Source organism: Kocuria varians (assembly GCF_006539885.1).
In the GTDB taxonomy this organism is placed as follows: domain Bacteria; phylum Actinomycetota; class Actinomycetes; order Actinomycetales; family Micrococcaceae; genus Kocuria; species Kocuria varians.
Genome location: NZ_BJNW01000018.1, coordinates 12,231 through 27,746 on the forward strand (window position 1 = coordinate 12,231; position 15,516 = coordinate 27,746).

15 protein-coding genes are annotated in these 15,516 nt (G+C 67.5%); 2 read left to right on the forward strand and 13 right to left on the reverse strand.

The window, feature by feature from the left end; genetic code table 11:
• The first annotated feature begins 6 nt into the window (after positions 1-6).
• Complete coding sequence (locus KVA01_RS09900) at positions 7-855, forward strand: alpha/beta fold hydrolase (RefSeq protein ID WP_068468454.1); 849 nt, start codon at positions 7-9, stop codon at positions 853-855.
• Here the strand turns inward: KVA01_RS09900 and recQ are convergent.
• Positions 842-2,692, reverse strand: a complete 1,851-nt coding sequence (gene recQ, locus KVA01_RS09905; RefSeq protein ID WP_141270041.1) for a DNA helicase RecQ — start codon at positions 2,690-2,692, stop codon at positions 842-844. The genes KVA01_RS09900 and recQ overlap by 14 nt on opposite strands.
• A 75-nt stretch (positions 2,693-2,767) precedes the next feature.
• On the reverse strand, positions 2,768-3,367 hold the full coding sequence (locus KVA01_RS09910; RefSeq protein ID WP_068468456.1) for a hypothetical protein: 600 nt from the start codon (positions 3,365-3,367) through the stop codon (positions 2,768-2,770).
• A 403-nt stretch (positions 3,368-3,770) separates the two neighbouring features.
• Between KVA01_RS09910 and KVA01_RS09915 the strand changes: the two genes are divergently transcribed.
• A complete protein-coding gene (locus KVA01_RS09915; protein WP_068468458.1) occupies positions 3,771-4,274 on the forward strand; it encodes an FBP domain-containing protein in 504 nt (167 codons plus the stop codon).
• A gap of 23 nt (positions 4,275-4,297) precedes the next feature.
• On the opposite strand, the gene KVA01_RS09920 is transcribed toward KVA01_RS09915, so the two are convergent.
• From KVA01_RS09920 to KVA01_RS09970, 11 genes are all read right to left on the reverse strand, one after another.
• Positions 4,298-5,647 (reverse strand): threonine/serine exporter family protein, encoded by a 1,350-nt coding sequence (locus KVA01_RS09920; RefSeq protein WP_141270043.1) that lies wholly within the window; start codon positions 5,645-5,647, stop codon positions 4,298-4,300.
• A 128-nt stretch (positions 5,648-5,775) separates the two neighbouring features.
• Positions 5,776-8,406, reverse strand: a complete 2,631-nt coding sequence (locus KVA01_RS09925; RefSeq protein ID WP_170221153.1) for a replicative DNA helicase — start codon at positions 8,404-8,406, stop codon at positions 5,776-5,778.
• A gap of 240 nt (positions 8,407-8,646) precedes the next feature.
• Complete coding sequence (locus KVA01_RS09930; protein WP_068468591.1) at positions 8,647-8,952, reverse strand: hypothetical protein; 306 nt, start codon at positions 8,950-8,952, stop codon at positions 8,647-8,649.
• Between the two features lie 159 nt (positions 8,953-9,111).
• Positions 9,112-9,561 carry a 50S ribosomal protein L9 gene (rplI, locus tag KVA01_RS09935; protein WP_068468462.1) on the reverse strand — a complete coding sequence of 150 codons (450 nt, stop codon included), beginning with the start codon at positions 9,559-9,561 and terminating at the stop codon, positions 9,112-9,114.
• A 20-nt stretch (positions 9,562-9,581) separates the two neighbouring features.
• Positions 9,582-9,818 carry a 30S ribosomal protein S18 gene (gene rpsR / locus KVA01_RS09940; protein WP_068468464.1) on the reverse strand — a complete coding sequence of 79 codons (237 nt, stop codon included), beginning with the start codon at positions 9,816-9,818 and terminating at the stop codon, positions 9,582-9,584.
• A 66-nt stretch (positions 9,819-9,884) separates the two neighbouring features.
• The gene (locus tag KVA01_RS09945; RefSeq protein WP_068468466.1) at positions 9,885-10,496 is read right to left on the reverse strand and encodes a single-stranded DNA-binding protein; all 612 of its coding nucleotides are present in this window, start codon (positions 10,494-10,496) and stop codon (positions 9,885-9,887) included.
• A gap of 125 nt (positions 10,497-10,621) precedes the next feature.
• Positions 10,622-10,927 (reverse strand): 30S ribosomal protein S6, encoded by a 306-nt coding sequence (rpsF, locus tag KVA01_RS09950; RefSeq protein WP_055084970.1) that lies wholly within the window; start codon positions 10,925-10,927, stop codon positions 10,622-10,624.
• Positions 10,928-11,056: 129 nt separating this feature from the next.
• The gene (locus KVA01_RS09955) at positions 11,057-11,464 is read right to left on the reverse strand and encodes a TM2 domain-containing protein (protein ID WP_068468468.1); all 408 of its coding nucleotides are present in this window, start codon (positions 11,462-11,464) and stop codon (positions 11,057-11,059) included.
• A gap of 66 nt (positions 11,465-11,530) precedes the next feature.
• Positions 11,531-12,673: a hypothetical protein gene (locus KVA01_RS09960; RefSeq protein WP_141270045.1), complete on the reverse strand. Its 1,143-nt coding sequence runs from the start codon at positions 12,671-12,673 to the stop codon at positions 11,531-11,533.
• A gap of 12 nt (positions 12,674-12,685) precedes the next feature.
• Positions 12,686-13,939 (reverse strand): glycosyltransferase 87 family protein, encoded by a 1,254-nt coding sequence (locus KVA01_RS09965; RefSeq protein ID WP_141270047.1) that lies wholly within the window; start codon positions 13,937-13,939, stop codon positions 12,686-12,688.
• 123 nt (positions 13,940-14,062) lie between these two features.
• The gene (locus KVA01_RS09970; protein ID WP_141270049.1) at positions 14,063-15,499 is read right to left on the reverse strand and encodes a CCA tRNA nucleotidyltransferase; all 1,437 of its coding nucleotides are present in this window, start codon (positions 15,497-15,499) and stop codon (positions 14,063-14,065) included.
• Positions 15,500-15,516: the final 17 nt, after the last annotated feature.

Below are 15,516 nucleotides of genomic sequence, written 5' to 3' on the forward strand. Positions count from 1 at the left end.
GCTGCCATGACCCGTCTCACGCACCTCGATCACCAAAACCTGCGCTTCACCGTTCTCGACCAGGGACCGGAGGACGGCCCCGTGGTCATCCTCCTGCACGGCTTCCCGCAGGATGCCCACTGCTGGGACGAGGTCGCGGCCCTGCTCAACGCCCACGGCCTGCGAACTCTGGCGATGGATCAGCGGGGCTACTCCCCTGAGGCGCGGCCAGTGAACGTTGCCGCGTACCGCCGGGAACTCCTCTCCGCGGACGCCCTCGCCCTCGCGGACGCCGCCGGTGCCCAGACCTTCCACCTGGTGGGCCACGACTGGGGCGGCGTGCTCGCGTGGGACATCGCCCAGCGAGCGCCGGAGCGCCTCGCCTCCCTCACCGTGCTCTCCACCCCGCACCCCACCGCCCTCGGTCACGCGCTGAAGACCGCGGGTCAGCTCACGAAATCCTGGTACATGGGCCTGTTCCAGATCCCCGTCCTCCCCGAACGGGTGCTGGCCGGGCGAGTTGGCGCCTTCCTCCGCAGGGCAGGACTGCCGGAGGACAGGGCCGGTCGCTACGCCCGCCGTTTCACCACTGCCGAGGACCTCCGCGGCCCGGTCAACTGGTATCGCGCGATGGCTCGGAAGGACGGCGCCTCGGGGAAGCATGCCGGCCAGAGCATCATCACGGTGCCCACCACGTTCGTGTGGGGCAAGGATGATCCAGCCCTGGGCCGCACGGCCGCGGAGGAGACCGAGGTCTACGTGCACGCCCCCTACCGCTTCATCGAGCTCGACGCCGGCCACTGGCTCCCGGACCTGGAGGCCGCCACGGTGGCGGAGGCGGTCATCGCCCGCGTCGACTCCGTCACGGACCGGTAGTCGCCAGCACCTCCAGCACGGCATCCCCGTACTCCTCCAGCTTCTTCGCGCCCACGCCGCTCACACCGCTGAGCTGGGCCGTCGTGGCCGGGTGCGCCTCCACGATCCCCACGAGCGTGGCGTCCGAGAAGACCATGTAGGGCGGGATCTGCTTCTCCTTGGCCACCGAGGTCCGCCACTCGCGCAGCGCCTCGAAGACCTCCTTGTCCGCAGTGCCGAGCGAGTCCGCCGCACGCGAGCGGGCACCGCCCCCGCCACCGCGAGCGCGCCCGTTCCCGCGCGCCGTCGGCGCCCGGTCCACCGCGAGCTCCACGGTTTCCTCCCCGCGCAGCACGGGACCCGCCTCCGGGCCGGGGACGAGCACGCCGAAGTCGCCCACTGCCTCCACGACCCGGCGCGCCAGCAGCTGTCGCAGCACCGAACGCCACTCGCGCTCGGAGAGGTCCTGCCCGATGCCCCACACGCTCAGCTCCTGGTGCCGGGAAACAGAGGTGCGATCGTTGGTACGGCCCAGCAGGACGTCGAAGACCTTGCCCGAGCCGAACTGCTCGCCGCGCTCTCGCTGCAGCCGGATGAGCGTGGAGAGCAGCTTCTGCGCGGGAACGGTGGCGTCCCAGACCTTGGGCGGATTGAGGCACGTGTCGCAGTTCCCGCACAGCTCCGAGTCCTGGCCGAAGTAGCGCAGCAGCTGCACGCGCCGGCAGGTCGTGGTCTCGCACAGGGCGAGCATCGCATCCAGGTGGGACCGGGCGTTGCGTTTGTGCAGGTCGGAACCCTCGCCCTGGTCGATCATGCGGCGCTGGTTGACCACGTCCCCCAGCCCGTAAGCCATCCATGCCGTTGCGGGCATACCATCGCGACCCGCGCGGCCAGTCTCCTGGTAATAGCCCTCGATGCTCTTGGGCAGGTCCAGGTGGGCGACGAACCGCACGTCCGGCTTGTCGATGCCCATGCCGAACGCGATCGTGGCGACGACGACGATCCCCTCCTCCCGCAGGAACCGCACCTGGGTGTCCCGGCGGACGGTCGCGTCGAGCCCCGCGTGGTACGGCACGGCGTCGACGCCGCGGTCCGCGAGCCACGCCGCCGTGGACTCCACGCTCTTGCGGGACATGCAATAGACGATCCCCGCCTCGCCCTCGTGCTCGGTGCGGATCAGGTGCAGCAGCTGGTCCTTCGCGTGGTCCTTTGGCTCGATCCGGTACTGGATGTTGGGGCGGTCGAAGTTCGAGACGAAGTGCTGGGCGTCCTCCAGCCGCAGCCGCTCGGTGATCTCGCGGTGGGTCTCACGCGTGGCCGTGGCGGTGAGCGCGATGCGCGGAACACCCGGGAAGGCGTCGGCGAGCACGGACAGGCCCAGGTAGTCCGGGCGGAAGTCGTGACCCCACTGGGCCACGCAGTGCGCCTCGTCGATCGCGAAGAGGCCGATCCGAGAGCGCTTCAACAGGTCGATGGTGCGCGGCAGGATCAGCCGTTCCGGCGCCATGTAGACCAGGTCGAACTCCCCGGCCAGCAGTTGCCGCTCCACCTCCTGCGCCTCGTAGGGCTCCAGGGTGGAGTTGAGGTACGCCGCCCGGACCCCCACGGCCTCGAGGGCGGCCACCTGGTCCGCCATCAGTGCGATCAGGGGAGAGACGACGACGCCCGTGCCCTCCCGCAGGATCGCCGGTATCTGGTAGCACAGGGACTTGCCGCCGCCCGTGGGCATGAGCACCACGGCGTCGCCACCGCCCACCACCTGGTCGATGATCTGGTCCTGCTCACCCCGGAACGCGTCGTACCCGAAGACCTCCTGCAGGACGCCCAGTGCGGTGGTGGCGGAGACGGTGGAAGTCATGCCCTCCAGGGTAGGCGGTGCGGACGACGCCGCCGCGCGGGCCCCGGGGTGCTGTGGAGGCTGTGGAGGCTGTGGTCAGCCAAACATCTGCACAGGACCGTAGTTGGCGTCCAGTGTGCTCCCGTTCACCAGCACTGAATGGTCCACGAAGAAGTATCCGCTGGTATTGAGGCCGTCATTGCTCTCGAATCCAAACGAGGGAAAGCATGTGGTGCCATTTTTCGCCGTGATGCCCCCGGAGTAGACGGAGGTGTACGCATAGTAGGTGACATTGCGATAGTACTTATTATTCTTGCTGGAATCCCGGGAGAGCTGGCTCCAGCCGTTGAAGCCGGGCCCGTTTTGTGCGGAGAACCTGAGGTCGTAATACGGCAGGTAGTAGGTGACTGAGGCGTTGGAGATAGCGGAAGACGTCGTGGAGTTGAGCACACAGAATCCCTGACCAGGGCTGGTGTTACCGGGGATGGTGGAGAACAACTTGAAGCTCTGGTAGTTGTCCACCCGCTCGGTGTACCACGTGAGGTTCCACGTCCCCCGCCCGGCGGCACTCAAGGTGGGCTGCGGCGACGCTGCAAAGGCCGGGGCCGCGCTCGCGACCGCCACCACCGGGATGCTCCAGATCGCTCCCTTGGCGAGCGTGCGTCGCTTCACGCCCTCGTTCACCGTCGACTCCATGCAGGAGCATACAAATTAGCACACGGGTGTTTCTTAACATGCGTGTGACGGGTACTCATCGGCACCGGGCACTAGACTCGCCTCGTACCTTTCGAAGATCCACGTCCGTGGAGGAATGAGGCCCTCGTGCGTCAGGAGGTCGCCGGCTCCCAGGCCGGCACTAGACAGCGCTGACCCGGCGGCGCTCACACCCGTGTGAGCAGGCCGCTCCGTTCGTCACGCCCGAAAACCTCACGCACCCCCGTCCCGCCCGTCGCCCCTCGAGCCGCCGTGGCGCCGTCGTCCGACGACGACGCCGCGCCGTTGCGCTCCCGAGCGCGCACCCGGGTGAGTGCCGCCGACGACGCAGCGCACGACGTCGTCCGCGCAGGGGTGCCCCGCACGAGAACGAAAGAACACCACCATGCAGAAGCATTCAGAATCCGCGATCCGCAAGAGCTTCATCAACTGCTCCAAGGGCGCCGCGCAGCGCATCAACATCCCCCAGGACGTGCTGCACGGGGACTGGGAGTCCCAGATCTTCCTGGGCTGGTACGACCCGAAGTCGCCGAGGGTGGGCTACGTCGTCGTCGAGACGGAGGACGGGCTGCGCGGGCTCGTGCTCGAGAAGAGCGCACAGAAGGCGAGTGGCGGCGCACGGATGTGCCAGATCTGCCTCACGCTGCACCCGGCCAGCGGCGTCTGCCTGGTCTCGATCCAGCGCTCCAAGACAGCAAAGGACCACTACAGCTCGGTGGGCACGTACGTGTGCTCCAACCTGGCCTGCAGCGACTACACGCTCGGACGCAAGAAGCCGGACGGCGTGCGCCAGATGGAGGAGACCATGAGCGCGGAGGAGCGTGCCGAGCGGACACTCGCCAACATGCGGGGGCTCGTGGAGCGCGTCGCGGAGGCGATGGGCAAGTAGCGCTCGGCCGGCCTCAGCTGGTCTCAGCTGGTGAAGGGCTTGGAGAAGATCGGCACCATGATGTCGCTGAAGTTCTCCTCGTCCGCCATCTCCCGGCGGAACTTCTGGCCCGGGTGGTGCCGCACGAACTGGCGACGCCGCCCGGCCCACAGCGCCTCGGAGGCCAGGTACTGTCCCAACATGCCGCCCACGCACAAGCAGAACGCGGTGATCGCCGCCTTGAGGACCGAGTCGCCGGCGTCCTCGAGACCGAAGATCACACCCAGGATGCCCTGGTAGACGAGCATGCCGGGGAACTGCGGGAGCAGGACGATCATGAGCGTGGCGTTGGAGGCCAGGTTGAGCACCCGGGTGAGGGTGACGCTGAAGACACCCGCCGCGATCGACGCCACGAGGATCGCCCCGTAGGAGCTCATGCCCGCGGCGGTGACGGCCAGGACGCCCAGCTGCACCACACCGCCGAACAGCCCCAGGGTCGCGAGCTTCCAGCCGCGACCACCGGAAGCCAGCGCGAAACCGGCGGAGATGACCGCCGCCCCCAGGATCGACAGCGCCCAGCGGGAGTCGTCCATCTCCAGGGTCTCGATGTAGTCCATGGAGTCACCCACGAGCGGCTGCATGGCGTGGATGCCCACCGCCACGCCGGCCACGAGTCCCGCGGTGCTCGTGATCGCCTCGAAGATGCGGCCGGACGCGGACACGTACCAGCCGGTGATGACGTCGTGCACCGCGCCATAGGCGGCGATCCCCGCGAGCCATGCGGCGAGCGCGGCGACGATGCACACCGCCGTCTGCGTTGCGCCGAAGAAGACCCCCGCGGCCGTCGCACCCAGCACGGCCGTCAGACCACCGGCGGCCAGGCTGAAGATTTCCGGCGCCTTGACCCGCTGCACCAGCGCATACACGCCGTAGACGACGGCGGAAACCCCCGCAGCACTGATGGAGGTGAGCCAGCTGCCGCCCAGGATCAGGGCGAAGCCGATGCCGAGCATCGCAAAACCGGTCATCGTGAGCCCGTGGCCGATGTCCCGCGACTCCGCCAGGATCTCGTCCATCCGCTCGATGCCCTCGTCCGCACTGATGCGGCCCAGCACGAAGTCCTCCAGGACGTTGCCCGCGTCCGTGCGGAGCTGGATGTCCAGCGTCCCGGGCTCGGACTCGAAGACGCGGGTGCTCGGTGCCTTGTCCGGGGCGTCCTGGTGACTGATGGTGACCTGCCCCAGGCCCACGCTCACGGTGACGTCCCGCAAGTCGGTCTTGCGGAAGATCGACAGCAGCGACTTGGTGGTGTTGGCAGATCCCGCGCCGCTGCGGATCAGGGCGTCCGCGATCTGGAACGCCAGTTTGTAAGCAGCCTGTTCAGTGGTGAGCACTGAGCTAGCGTAGTAGGGCCGTCCGCCCGCAGACGACGTGAGACAGGGCGTGACCAGTGGGAGGTTGGACACAGGTGACGTGTGCGCTCCTCACCCCACCCCTCATGCAGGGGCAGCCCTCCCCCGGCTCAGAACCCTTCGAGCGCCATGTTCGCGAATCTGGAGTAGTGCCCCTGGAACGCCACCACGATGGTCTTGGTGGGGCCGTTACGGTGCTTCGCCACGATCACGTCCGCCTCACCGGCGCGGGGTGACTCCTTGTCGTAGACGTCCTCGCGGTGCAGCAGGATGACCATGTCGGCGTCCTGCTCGATCGAGTTGTGGACCGTCACTCCATTGGCAATGAAGTTGTGCGCGCCCACGACCGTGGCATCGAAGACCTCTTCTTCTCCATCCGGAGTAATGGAGACGATGCGGTCCCAGTAGAGGTCGTTCATGGCAATCATGTCGAGTTCGTGGGTGTCGAGCGCCTCGATCACCCGCGTCATGCGACTACGAGAAGGGGCCGTCCTGTAGAGGGCCGATCCGCAGTAGTGCGTCCCGAGAGTCTCCTGGAAGGACCGTTGCGTAATACCCTTCTGCTCGATGATCCGCCGAACGTCATCCCACACATTGATCGGCATGGTGTCCACATTGGTGTTGTGTTTGACCTCGCGGAGAATCTCCAAGAGTTGCCCAGCCCTCTGAGATCTGTCTCCATGCACACCGATCTGCTCCAGGAACATCAGCTGGTCCTCGGTGCCGGATATATCGACCGTGTGGGACGGGCGGTAAGCGCCCTTCTGAAATGACTTGATCCGGCCCACAATGCCGAAACGCATGAGGAGGCGGGAAACATCTTCCGCCAGACGACGAGACGTGGAGGAGTAGTAGATCCTCCCACCCCGCTGGCTCTTATTGACCGTGACCGAGCCGTCAGTAGCCCACAGGTGATGCAGGAAGAGTTTGATCTGCCGCTTGGGAAGGGAGAACACTGCCTGAGGCACAAATTTTTCGTGGCTGCGTGCGCCGAAAATCCCCATCCCGTCCAACCAACCAGCAATTGGATTCCGCTTGCCGTGGGTCAGCCGATGTGGCGATGGCAGTCGTAGCGTGGTGCATCGAGCTTGAACATAATCGTCACGTACTGGAGTGATTCCAAAATGGCCAGCAGCCGTCGACACTACGCGTAAGTTGTTTTCGTCGATCGAGGCATACCGTATGGGCTGACGACGCACAAAAGAACCATCACCGATCAGGTGTGCCAGCATGATGACCTCGTCGTCCTCCCACTGCGTCTCCTGCTCCGGGGCGCAGACGTGCCTCGGAATGCCCAGCCGGTCACCCTTAGCGAGGTCGCCCAATGCCCTCCACCCGTCGTACGTGAAGAACTTGTGGTTCGCCGTGGCCCGCAGCTCTCGTCCTGAGGCGAAACGAAGCTTGAAGACGGGCTTGGTGCCGGTGGGGAACACATGGGTCATGGGGCGGGTCACGTAGCGCAGGTCCTCTGCGAGGGCCCACACGGGGACGTCCTTCTCCCCGGACTCGTAGAGGGCGCGCATGGTCGTCTCCGCGCCGGTGTCCGCGCGGAGGATGCGTGTGTCACCCGTGAGGCAGCCCGACTCGCGCAGGTCGCTCACCTGCGGCTTCTTGTCCTGGCGCTGCTCGGAGCCACGGTTCAGCTGGGACAGGGCCACCACGGGCACGTCCAGCTCCTTGGCCAGGAGCTTGAGGGCACGCGAGAACTCGGAGACCTCCTGCTGGCGGGACTCCACCTTCTTGCCGGAGCTCATGAGCTGCAGGTAGTCGAGGATCACGAGCTTGAGGTCGTGCTTCTGCTTCAGGCGCCGGCACTTGGCGCGGATCTCCATCAGGGACATGTTCGGGGAGTCGTCGATGAACAGGGGCGCCTCGTTCATCTTGCCCATGATCTGCGCGATCTTCGCCCACTGGTCGTCCTGCAGCGTGCCGGCGCGCAGGTCCTGCATGTTGAGGGTGCCCTCCGCGGAGAGCAGACGCATGGCGATCTCGTTGCGGCTCATCTCCAGGGAGAAGATCACCGAGGTCATGCCGTGCTTGATGGACGCGGAGCGTGCGACGTCCAGCGCGAGCGTGGACTTGCCCATGGCCGGGCGCGCCGCGATCACGATCATCTGCCCGCCCTGGAACCCGTGCGTGAGCTCGTCCAGCTCCACGAACCCCGTGGGCACGCCCTGCATGCCGGAGCGGCTGCCCGCGGCCTCGATCTCGTCAACGGTGGACTCCATGACGTCCTTCAGGGGGACGTAGTCCTCCGCGGTCCGCCGTTCGGCCACCTGGTAGATCTCGCCCTGGGCCTCGTTGACGATGTCGTCCACTTCACCGTCGTGCGCGTAGCCCAGCTGCACGATCTTGGTCCCGGCCTCCACGAGCCGCCGCAGCACCGCGCGCTCCCGCACGATCTCCGCGTAGAACCCCGCATTGGCGGCCGTGGGCACGGAGGCGATCAGCGAGTGCAGGTACGCGATCCCCCCGATCCGTTCAATCTCACCGTTCTTGGTGAGCTCGTCTCCCACGGTGATCGCGTCCGCCGGTTCGCCGCGCCCGTACAGGGAGACGATGGCGTCGTAGATGTTCTCGTGCGCCGGCTTGTAGAAGTCGACGCCGCGCAGCACCTCCACCACGTCCGCGATCGCGTCCTTGGAGAGCATCATGCCGCCCAGCACCGACTGCTCGGCCTGGTTGTCGTGCGGCATGGTGCGGCCGTAGTCCTCACGCGGCCCGGACGAGTATTCGGACACCCTTACCCACTTTCCTCACGTTGCGTGCGCCCCTGTAGCCAGCGGCGCGCGTTCATTGTCGCACCGTCCTCCGACGCGCAGAACAGCGCTCCCGCCCGTATTCACCACCCAGAAGCCGTCCGGTGCGCCGCTGCTCACAGCCTGTGGACAACTCCGTGGAGAAGGTGTGGAACACGCCGCGTCACGGTGTGCACAGAATGTGGATGACTCTGTGGAAAACCAAGGGCCCCTGGGGAAAACTCAGGTGAACAGCGCGAACAGCAGCAGCCACAGCAGCGGCGAGAACACGATGGCCAGCACCAGGACCAGCACGTAGCGCCCGCGCAGCGCCGGGAACGCCACGGTCCCCGCGATCCCCATCACGAATGCCACCAGCGAGGTCACCACGCTGAGCACGATCCCGGTCAGCAGCACCGCCATGGCCCCCTGCGGCGCGAAGCCGTTGCCGGTCAGGAATCCGCCCAGGAGAAGCACGGGGGTCAGCACCGCGCAGGCCAGGGCCACCCAGAACATTTTTCGGCCGGTACTCGTTCGGCGCGCGCTCATGATCACGCAGACATGGTGCCATGCCCCGCTCCACGACGACTGGACGGCCTGCGGAGTTGGGCATGGAGAAACCCCGCGGCCGAAGCCACGGGGTTCCTCCGGATCAGACCGTCAGCCCCGGGAGGAACCCGGAACGGACGGGACGTACTCACCTGGTGATCAGGCGGGCACGACCTCGAACTCGATGTTCGCGTTGACGTCCTCGTGCAGGTGGACCACGGCCTGGTACACGCCGGTGGTCTTGATGCGCTGGGTCAGGTCCACGCGACGCTTGTCGATGGAGCCCAGACCGGCGTTCTCCACGGCGGTGGCGATGTCGCCGGCGCGGACGGTGCCGAACAGGCGACCCTCGGCACCCGACTTGACCGGAACGGTCAGCGTGGTGGAGGTCAGCTTGGCGGCCATGGTCTGCGCGTCCTCGAGGGAGTGCAGCTCACGGGTCGCACGAGCCTGCTTGATCGACTCGATCTGCTTCTCGGCGCCGCGGGACCACGGGGTCGCGAAGCCGCGGGGGAACAGAAAGTTACGGGCGTAGCCGTCCTTCACGTCCACCACGTCGCCCGCGGAACCGAGCCCGGAGACTTCCTGGGTCAAAATGATCTTTGCCATGAATTCTCAGTCCTCTCTGATCAGCGGCCGGCGCCGGAGTAGGGCAGCAGTGCCACTTCGCGAGCGTTCTTGATCGCCTGGGCGATCTTGCGCTGCTCCTGGACGGTCACGCCGGTCACGCGGCGAGCGCGGATCTTCCCGCGATCGGAGATGAACTTGCGCAGAAGGGCGACATCCTTGTAGTCGATCTCGGTGATGTCGGCCGCCTTGAGCGGGTTCTGCTTTGGTTTCGGCTTGCGAATTTCAGCCTTGGCCATCGTGGTGCTCCTTTTCTGGTGCGGAGCCCGCAGGCGGACCTGCGGGATGGGGTGGATTGATGTGGTTTAGAAGGGGGGCTCGTCCTCGGAGTCGGAACCCCAGTCGTAGCTCCCGCCGGAGGACTGGCCCCAGGGATCGCCCCCGCCCTGCTGCTGCTGACGCTGCTGGCCACCACGGCTGCCCTGGTTCCCGGAGAAACCGCCGCCCTGGTTGCCACCGAAGCCGCCGCCCTGGTGGTCGTTGAAACCACCCTGGTTGCCGCCCTGGCCTCCGCCGAAGCCCTGGTTCCCGCCGTAGGAGTTTCCTCCGCCGCGCGAGTTCCGGTTGACCTTGGCGGTCGCGTAGCGCATGGAGGGGCCGATCTCGTCGACTTCCAGCTCGGTGCTGGTGCGACGCTCCCCTTCCTTGGTCTCGTACGAGCGCGCCTTCAGACGACCCTGGACGATCACGCGGGTGCCCTTGGTGAGGGACTCGGCGACGTTCTCCGCGGCCTCACGCCAGACGGAGCAGCGCATGAAAAGGGTTTCCTGGTCTTTCCACTCGTTGCTCTGCCGGTCGAAGGCGCGCGGCGTGGACGCAACGGTGAAGTTGGCCACGGCGGCTCCGGACGGCGTGAAGCGCAGTTCGGGGTCTGCGGTCAGATTTCCGATCACTGTAATGACGGTGTCGCCAGCCATGTGAACCTCCGGATTCTGTGGACGCTGGATGCGAGACTCAGTGGGTCGAGAAGCATGTCACGCGCAGCCTTGCGGCCGCGCCGGTGAGCATGCGGTGTGCAGTCCGGACGGACTGCACGCTCAGCTCACTTGCCGTGGATCTTCTGCTCTTCCGGACGGATGATCTTGGTGCGCATGACGGCCTCGTTGAGGTTCAGCACGCGGTCCAGCTCCTTGGCGGTCTGCGGCTCGGCGGTGAAGTTCACCACGGCGTAGATGCCCTCGGACTTCTTCTGGATCTCGTAGGCCAGGCGACGACGGCCCCAGATGTCGAGCTTGTCGACGGTGCCGTTCTCCTTGGTGACGACCTCGAGGAACTTCTTGAGGGTCGGCTCGACGGCGCGCTCCTCCACCTCGGGGTTGAGGATGACCATCAGTTCGTATTCACGCATGTAAAGAACCCACCTCCTTCGGGCTAAGCGGCTGCGGTCTTTCCGCAGCAGGAGGTTCTGTGCGTATGTCGGTGCCGGCATCGTGCTGCGCACGGCACACAGACTTGCCCACTTTACTACAGGGGTGGCTCAGTAGCCACCTGCACCGTAGGCCAGTCGGGCGTTGAGGACCGCCACGCGCACCGGGATCACGAAGAGATCGATGAACATCAGGATCCACAGCGGGATCAGGAAGAACCACCCGATCAGGATCCCCGCGGTGGCCCACCCGATGCCTCCCAGCAGGAGGTAGAGGATGCCCTGGAAGGGCTGCGCGAGGTAGAACTTGTGGATCCCCAGCTGTCCGAGGAAGAACCACAGGACGTAGGCGAGCAGAGCTGACTTGCCACCCACCACGTTGACGGTGACGGGCCGACCCGCGGGTGCGCCCCATCCACCGGAGGAGCCGTACGAGGTGGCCCCTCTATATCCCTGGGACGTCTGCTGGTTCCTGGGCGGCAGCGGCTGCGCCTTGTAGTACTCCGGTTCCTCGGCCATGTCGGGCCCCTCTCCTCACCCGGGCTGCCCTGGTGCAGCACCTGGTCCCATGCTAGGAGCGGAGCGCTATTTCTCGGCCCCGGTCAGCATTGAGCGCAACCGGACCTCGGTGCTCAGCTGCTCGCCGGTGGTCCGCGCCGTGACGTCGATCCCGAACCGCACGGTCCCCTTCTTCTGTCTCCCGTGCTCGAGCCAGGTGACGGTGGCCTCGGTGGCTCGGAAGTGGGCGGCGTGGAAGGTGAGGGGGTCGTCGTCGTCCTGCTCGAGCAGCAGCGTGGGGCGGGAGGTGACCTCCCAGCGCACGGCGGAGACTCCCGCGGGCAGCTCCCCCGAGCCGGGTGAGGGGGTGCGCTCCGTCTGGGCCGACGACGCCGCACGGGCCAGTTCCCGGGGCACCGGACACGCCGAGAGGTCGAAGCGCAGCACGCTCTCGCACGCGGCCAGGCGCTGCTGCACCTCCCGCTCGGCCTCCTCCCACAGCCGCGGCGACGCCGTGACGGAGAGTTCCTCGGTCACGGCCGGCCGGGCATCCCGCATGGATATGTCTGCTGCGGCATGTTTCGTGGCCAGGAGGTACGAGTCGTCCGGCAGGGCGATGTCGTACCGGCCCGGGAGCGCCTCGAAGCGCCACGCCCGTGCCTGCGGACGGGAGGCATCCGGGGCACTCGTGGACTCGGCATCTGGCCGAACCTTCTCCCCGTTGACCGCGAGCGCGTCCAGGGGTCCGGGAAAACGCACCTCCACGGTGGTCTCGTCGCGCCGGTGCAGGCGCCAGGTGTCGTTGAAAGGACCCCACGCGGTGACCTGGTCCACCCCGTAGGAGCGGCGCACCGTGGAGCCGTCCCCCAGGTGGATGTCCACGGTGACCTCCGCGTGCTCGCCCCGGACCTCGGTGCCCACGAACTCGTGGCCCACGGGGCGGTTCGCTGCACCGCGGTACACGGAGTTGGGCAGCAGCTGCGCGAGATCGTCCCCGCCGCCCACGAGCAGGGGCGCGAGCACCTGCCGGGAGCTGCCACCCTCCAGCCGGGAGAGATAGGTGTCCACCGGGGCCTCGGGGTCCCGGGCGACCACCAGGTAGTTGGCCACGGCGGTCCACGCGGACACGGCGAGCACCACGGCCACGAGGATGAGGACGAGCGGGCGGCACAGGGAGCGCCACGAGGGGATGGCGGGAGACGCGGGGGCGTCGTGCCCGGGGGGTGTCATCGACGCCGCCCCCTACTGCACGGCGGAGGCGCCGAGCGCGGCGGCCTTGCGCCCACGGAACATGTCCACCACCACGGCGACCACCAGGTAGAGCAGGAAGAGGTAGCGCACCACGGCCAGCAGGTCCTGGGCGCTCCACCCGAACTGCTCGACCCACGGCAGGGTGGGCCAGGCGGAGGAGGGCAGCACCACGGTGGCCCAGTAGAACATCTCGACCACCTGCCACAGCCCGAACTCGACCCAGTTGCGGCGGCACAGGATCACGAGCGGCACGAGCCAGACCACGTAGGTCAGGGAGTACTCCTTGGCCAGCAGGATGTACAGGGCGAGCAGCAGGAAGGTGACCTGCACGGCGGAGGGTTCCCGCTTGCTCAGCAGCGCCACGAGCAGCACGAACACCAGACCCAGCACCATGCTCAGCAGCACGTACTGGCTGCCGTCCCCGAGGTTCATGCCGGTGCGCGGCTGCACCACGGAGCTCCACACGTTCCACAGCGAGGAACGGTCCGTGTCGGAGCGCACCATGGCCCCGAACTGTGCGCGCCAGCGGTCCCACGCGGTGATCATGTACGTGCCGTTGATCAGCGCCCACGCGATCACGGCGCAGACGAGGGCGGAGAGGATGTCCTTCAGGAAGCGGTGGCGGGCGGCCATGACCAGGATCGCGACCAGCACCACCACCGGGAAGAACGCCACGGAGGCGCCGAAGCCCACCATGATCCCCGCGAGCGCCGGGTTGCCGCGCACGTAGCCGAGCAGCGCGAGCATCATGAACAGCACGGCCCACAGGTCCCACGTCTGGAACCCCACGAGCACGATCACCGGCGAGAGCGCCATGACCAGTGCGTCCGTGCGCCGGTTGCCGCTGAGGGAGGAGACCACGGCCACGACCGCGAGCCACACCAGCGCCAGCAGCACCAGGGAGAGGTCCAGGTAGAAGCCCTGCCCCACGTTCACTCCCACCAGGGAGGAAAGGTTGGAGGCGAACCACCCGATGATGGTGGTGATCATGCCCACGAGCACGGGCTGGTCCCCGGTGGGTCCACCGGTGAAGAACCCGTTGGCCACGTCCGTGGAGCGCACGCCGAGGTCCCCGTTGCCGATCGCGGTCGCGCACAGCTGCGGGACCTGCTGCGCCATGTTCCAGTCCGGCACGCGGCACGGGATGCGCAGCAGGTAGGCCATCATGACCGTGTAGAGGCCGAGGCCGAGCAGCACCAGACCGGCGTGTCCTCCGGACCTGTTGCGCGCACCTTCCAGGCTCATGCGGGTACTCCTCGGCAGTGTCGACGTGTGGCCCCAAGTGTTCCACGGGGGCGGGTGATCCACACCCTGCGGCGCGGTGTCCGTCCCGGGGCTGCGCGGGGGACGACGACGCCGCGCGCGGCCTCAGGAGCCGAGGACACCCTTCTCGCGCGCCCACGCCAGCAGCCGCTCCCGGGCGACGTCCTCCCCCACGGCACCCTCGTCCAGGCGCATCTCGAGCAGGAACTTGTAGGCGCGGCCCACCACGGGCCCCGGCGGGACGCCGAGGACGGCCATGATCTGCTGCCCGTCCAGCTCGGGGCGCACGGCCTCGAGCTGCTCCTGCTCCGCGAGCTGCTCGATGCGCCGTTCGAGCTCGTCGTAGTGCGCGGCGAGCCGGGCGGCCTTGCGCCTGTTGCGGGTGGTGACATCCGAGCGGGTGAGCCGGTGCAGCCGTTCCAGCTCGTCCCCGGCGTCGCGCACGTAGCGGCGCACCGCGGAGTCGGTCCAGCCGGCCTCGCCATATCCGTAGAAACGCATATGCAGTTCCACCAGGCGGGTGACCCGCTTGATCGTGTCGTTGTCGAAGCGCAGCGCCTTCATCCGCTTGCGCGTGATCTTGGCACCCACCACCTCGTGGTGCCGGAAGCTGACCGCCCCGGAGGGTTCGAAGCGGCGCGTGGCCGGTTTGCCGACGTCGTGCATCAGGGCCGCGAAGCGCAGCACGAAGTCCGGCGCGGGCACGGGCCCGTCCGGACCCGTCTCCTTCTCCGCGGCCTGCTCCATGACCGTGAGGGAATGCTGGTAGACGTCCTTGTGGTGGTGCGCCTCGTCCGTCTCGAGCTGCAGGGCGGGCACCTCCGGCAGCACGATCTCCGCGAGCCCGGTCTCCACCATGAGCTCGATCCCGCGCCGGGTGTGGGCCCCGCAGATCAGCTTCACGAGTTCCTCGCGCACACGCTCCGCGGAGACGATCTCGATCCGCGCGGCCATCGCCGTCATGGCCTCGCGCACCGGCTCGACCACCTCCAGGCCCAGCTGGGAGGTGAACCGCGCGGCACGCATCATGCGCAGGGGGTCGTCCGTGAAGGAGTCCTCGGGGGTCCCGGGGGTCCGCAGCACTCCCGCGTGCAGGTCCTTGACGCCGCCGAAGGGGTCCACGAGCTCCATGTCCGGCAGTCGCAGGGCCATGGCGTTGACGGTGAAGTCCCGGCGGCGCAGGTCCTCCGTGAGGTCGTCCCCGAAGGCCACCGTGGGCTTGCGCGAACCGGGGTCGTAGGCCTCCGCCCGGTAGGTGGTGACCTCCAGCTGCATGCCCGCCTTGCGCATCCCGATGGTCCCGAACTCCCGACCGATCTCCCAGTGCGCGTCCGCCCAGTCGCGGATGATCGCCAGCGTCTGGTCCGGGCTCGCGTCCGTGGTGAAGTCCAGGTCCAGGGCGTCCCTGCCCAGCAGCAGGTCCCGCACGGGGCCTCCCACCAGGGAGAGCTCGTGGCCCGCGCGGTCGAAGAGGCGCCCTAGTTCGAGTGAGACGGGGTGGAGGGAGGAGGTGTCCGGCAACTGCGTCATGATGTGCGCCATTATCGCATTCCCGATCC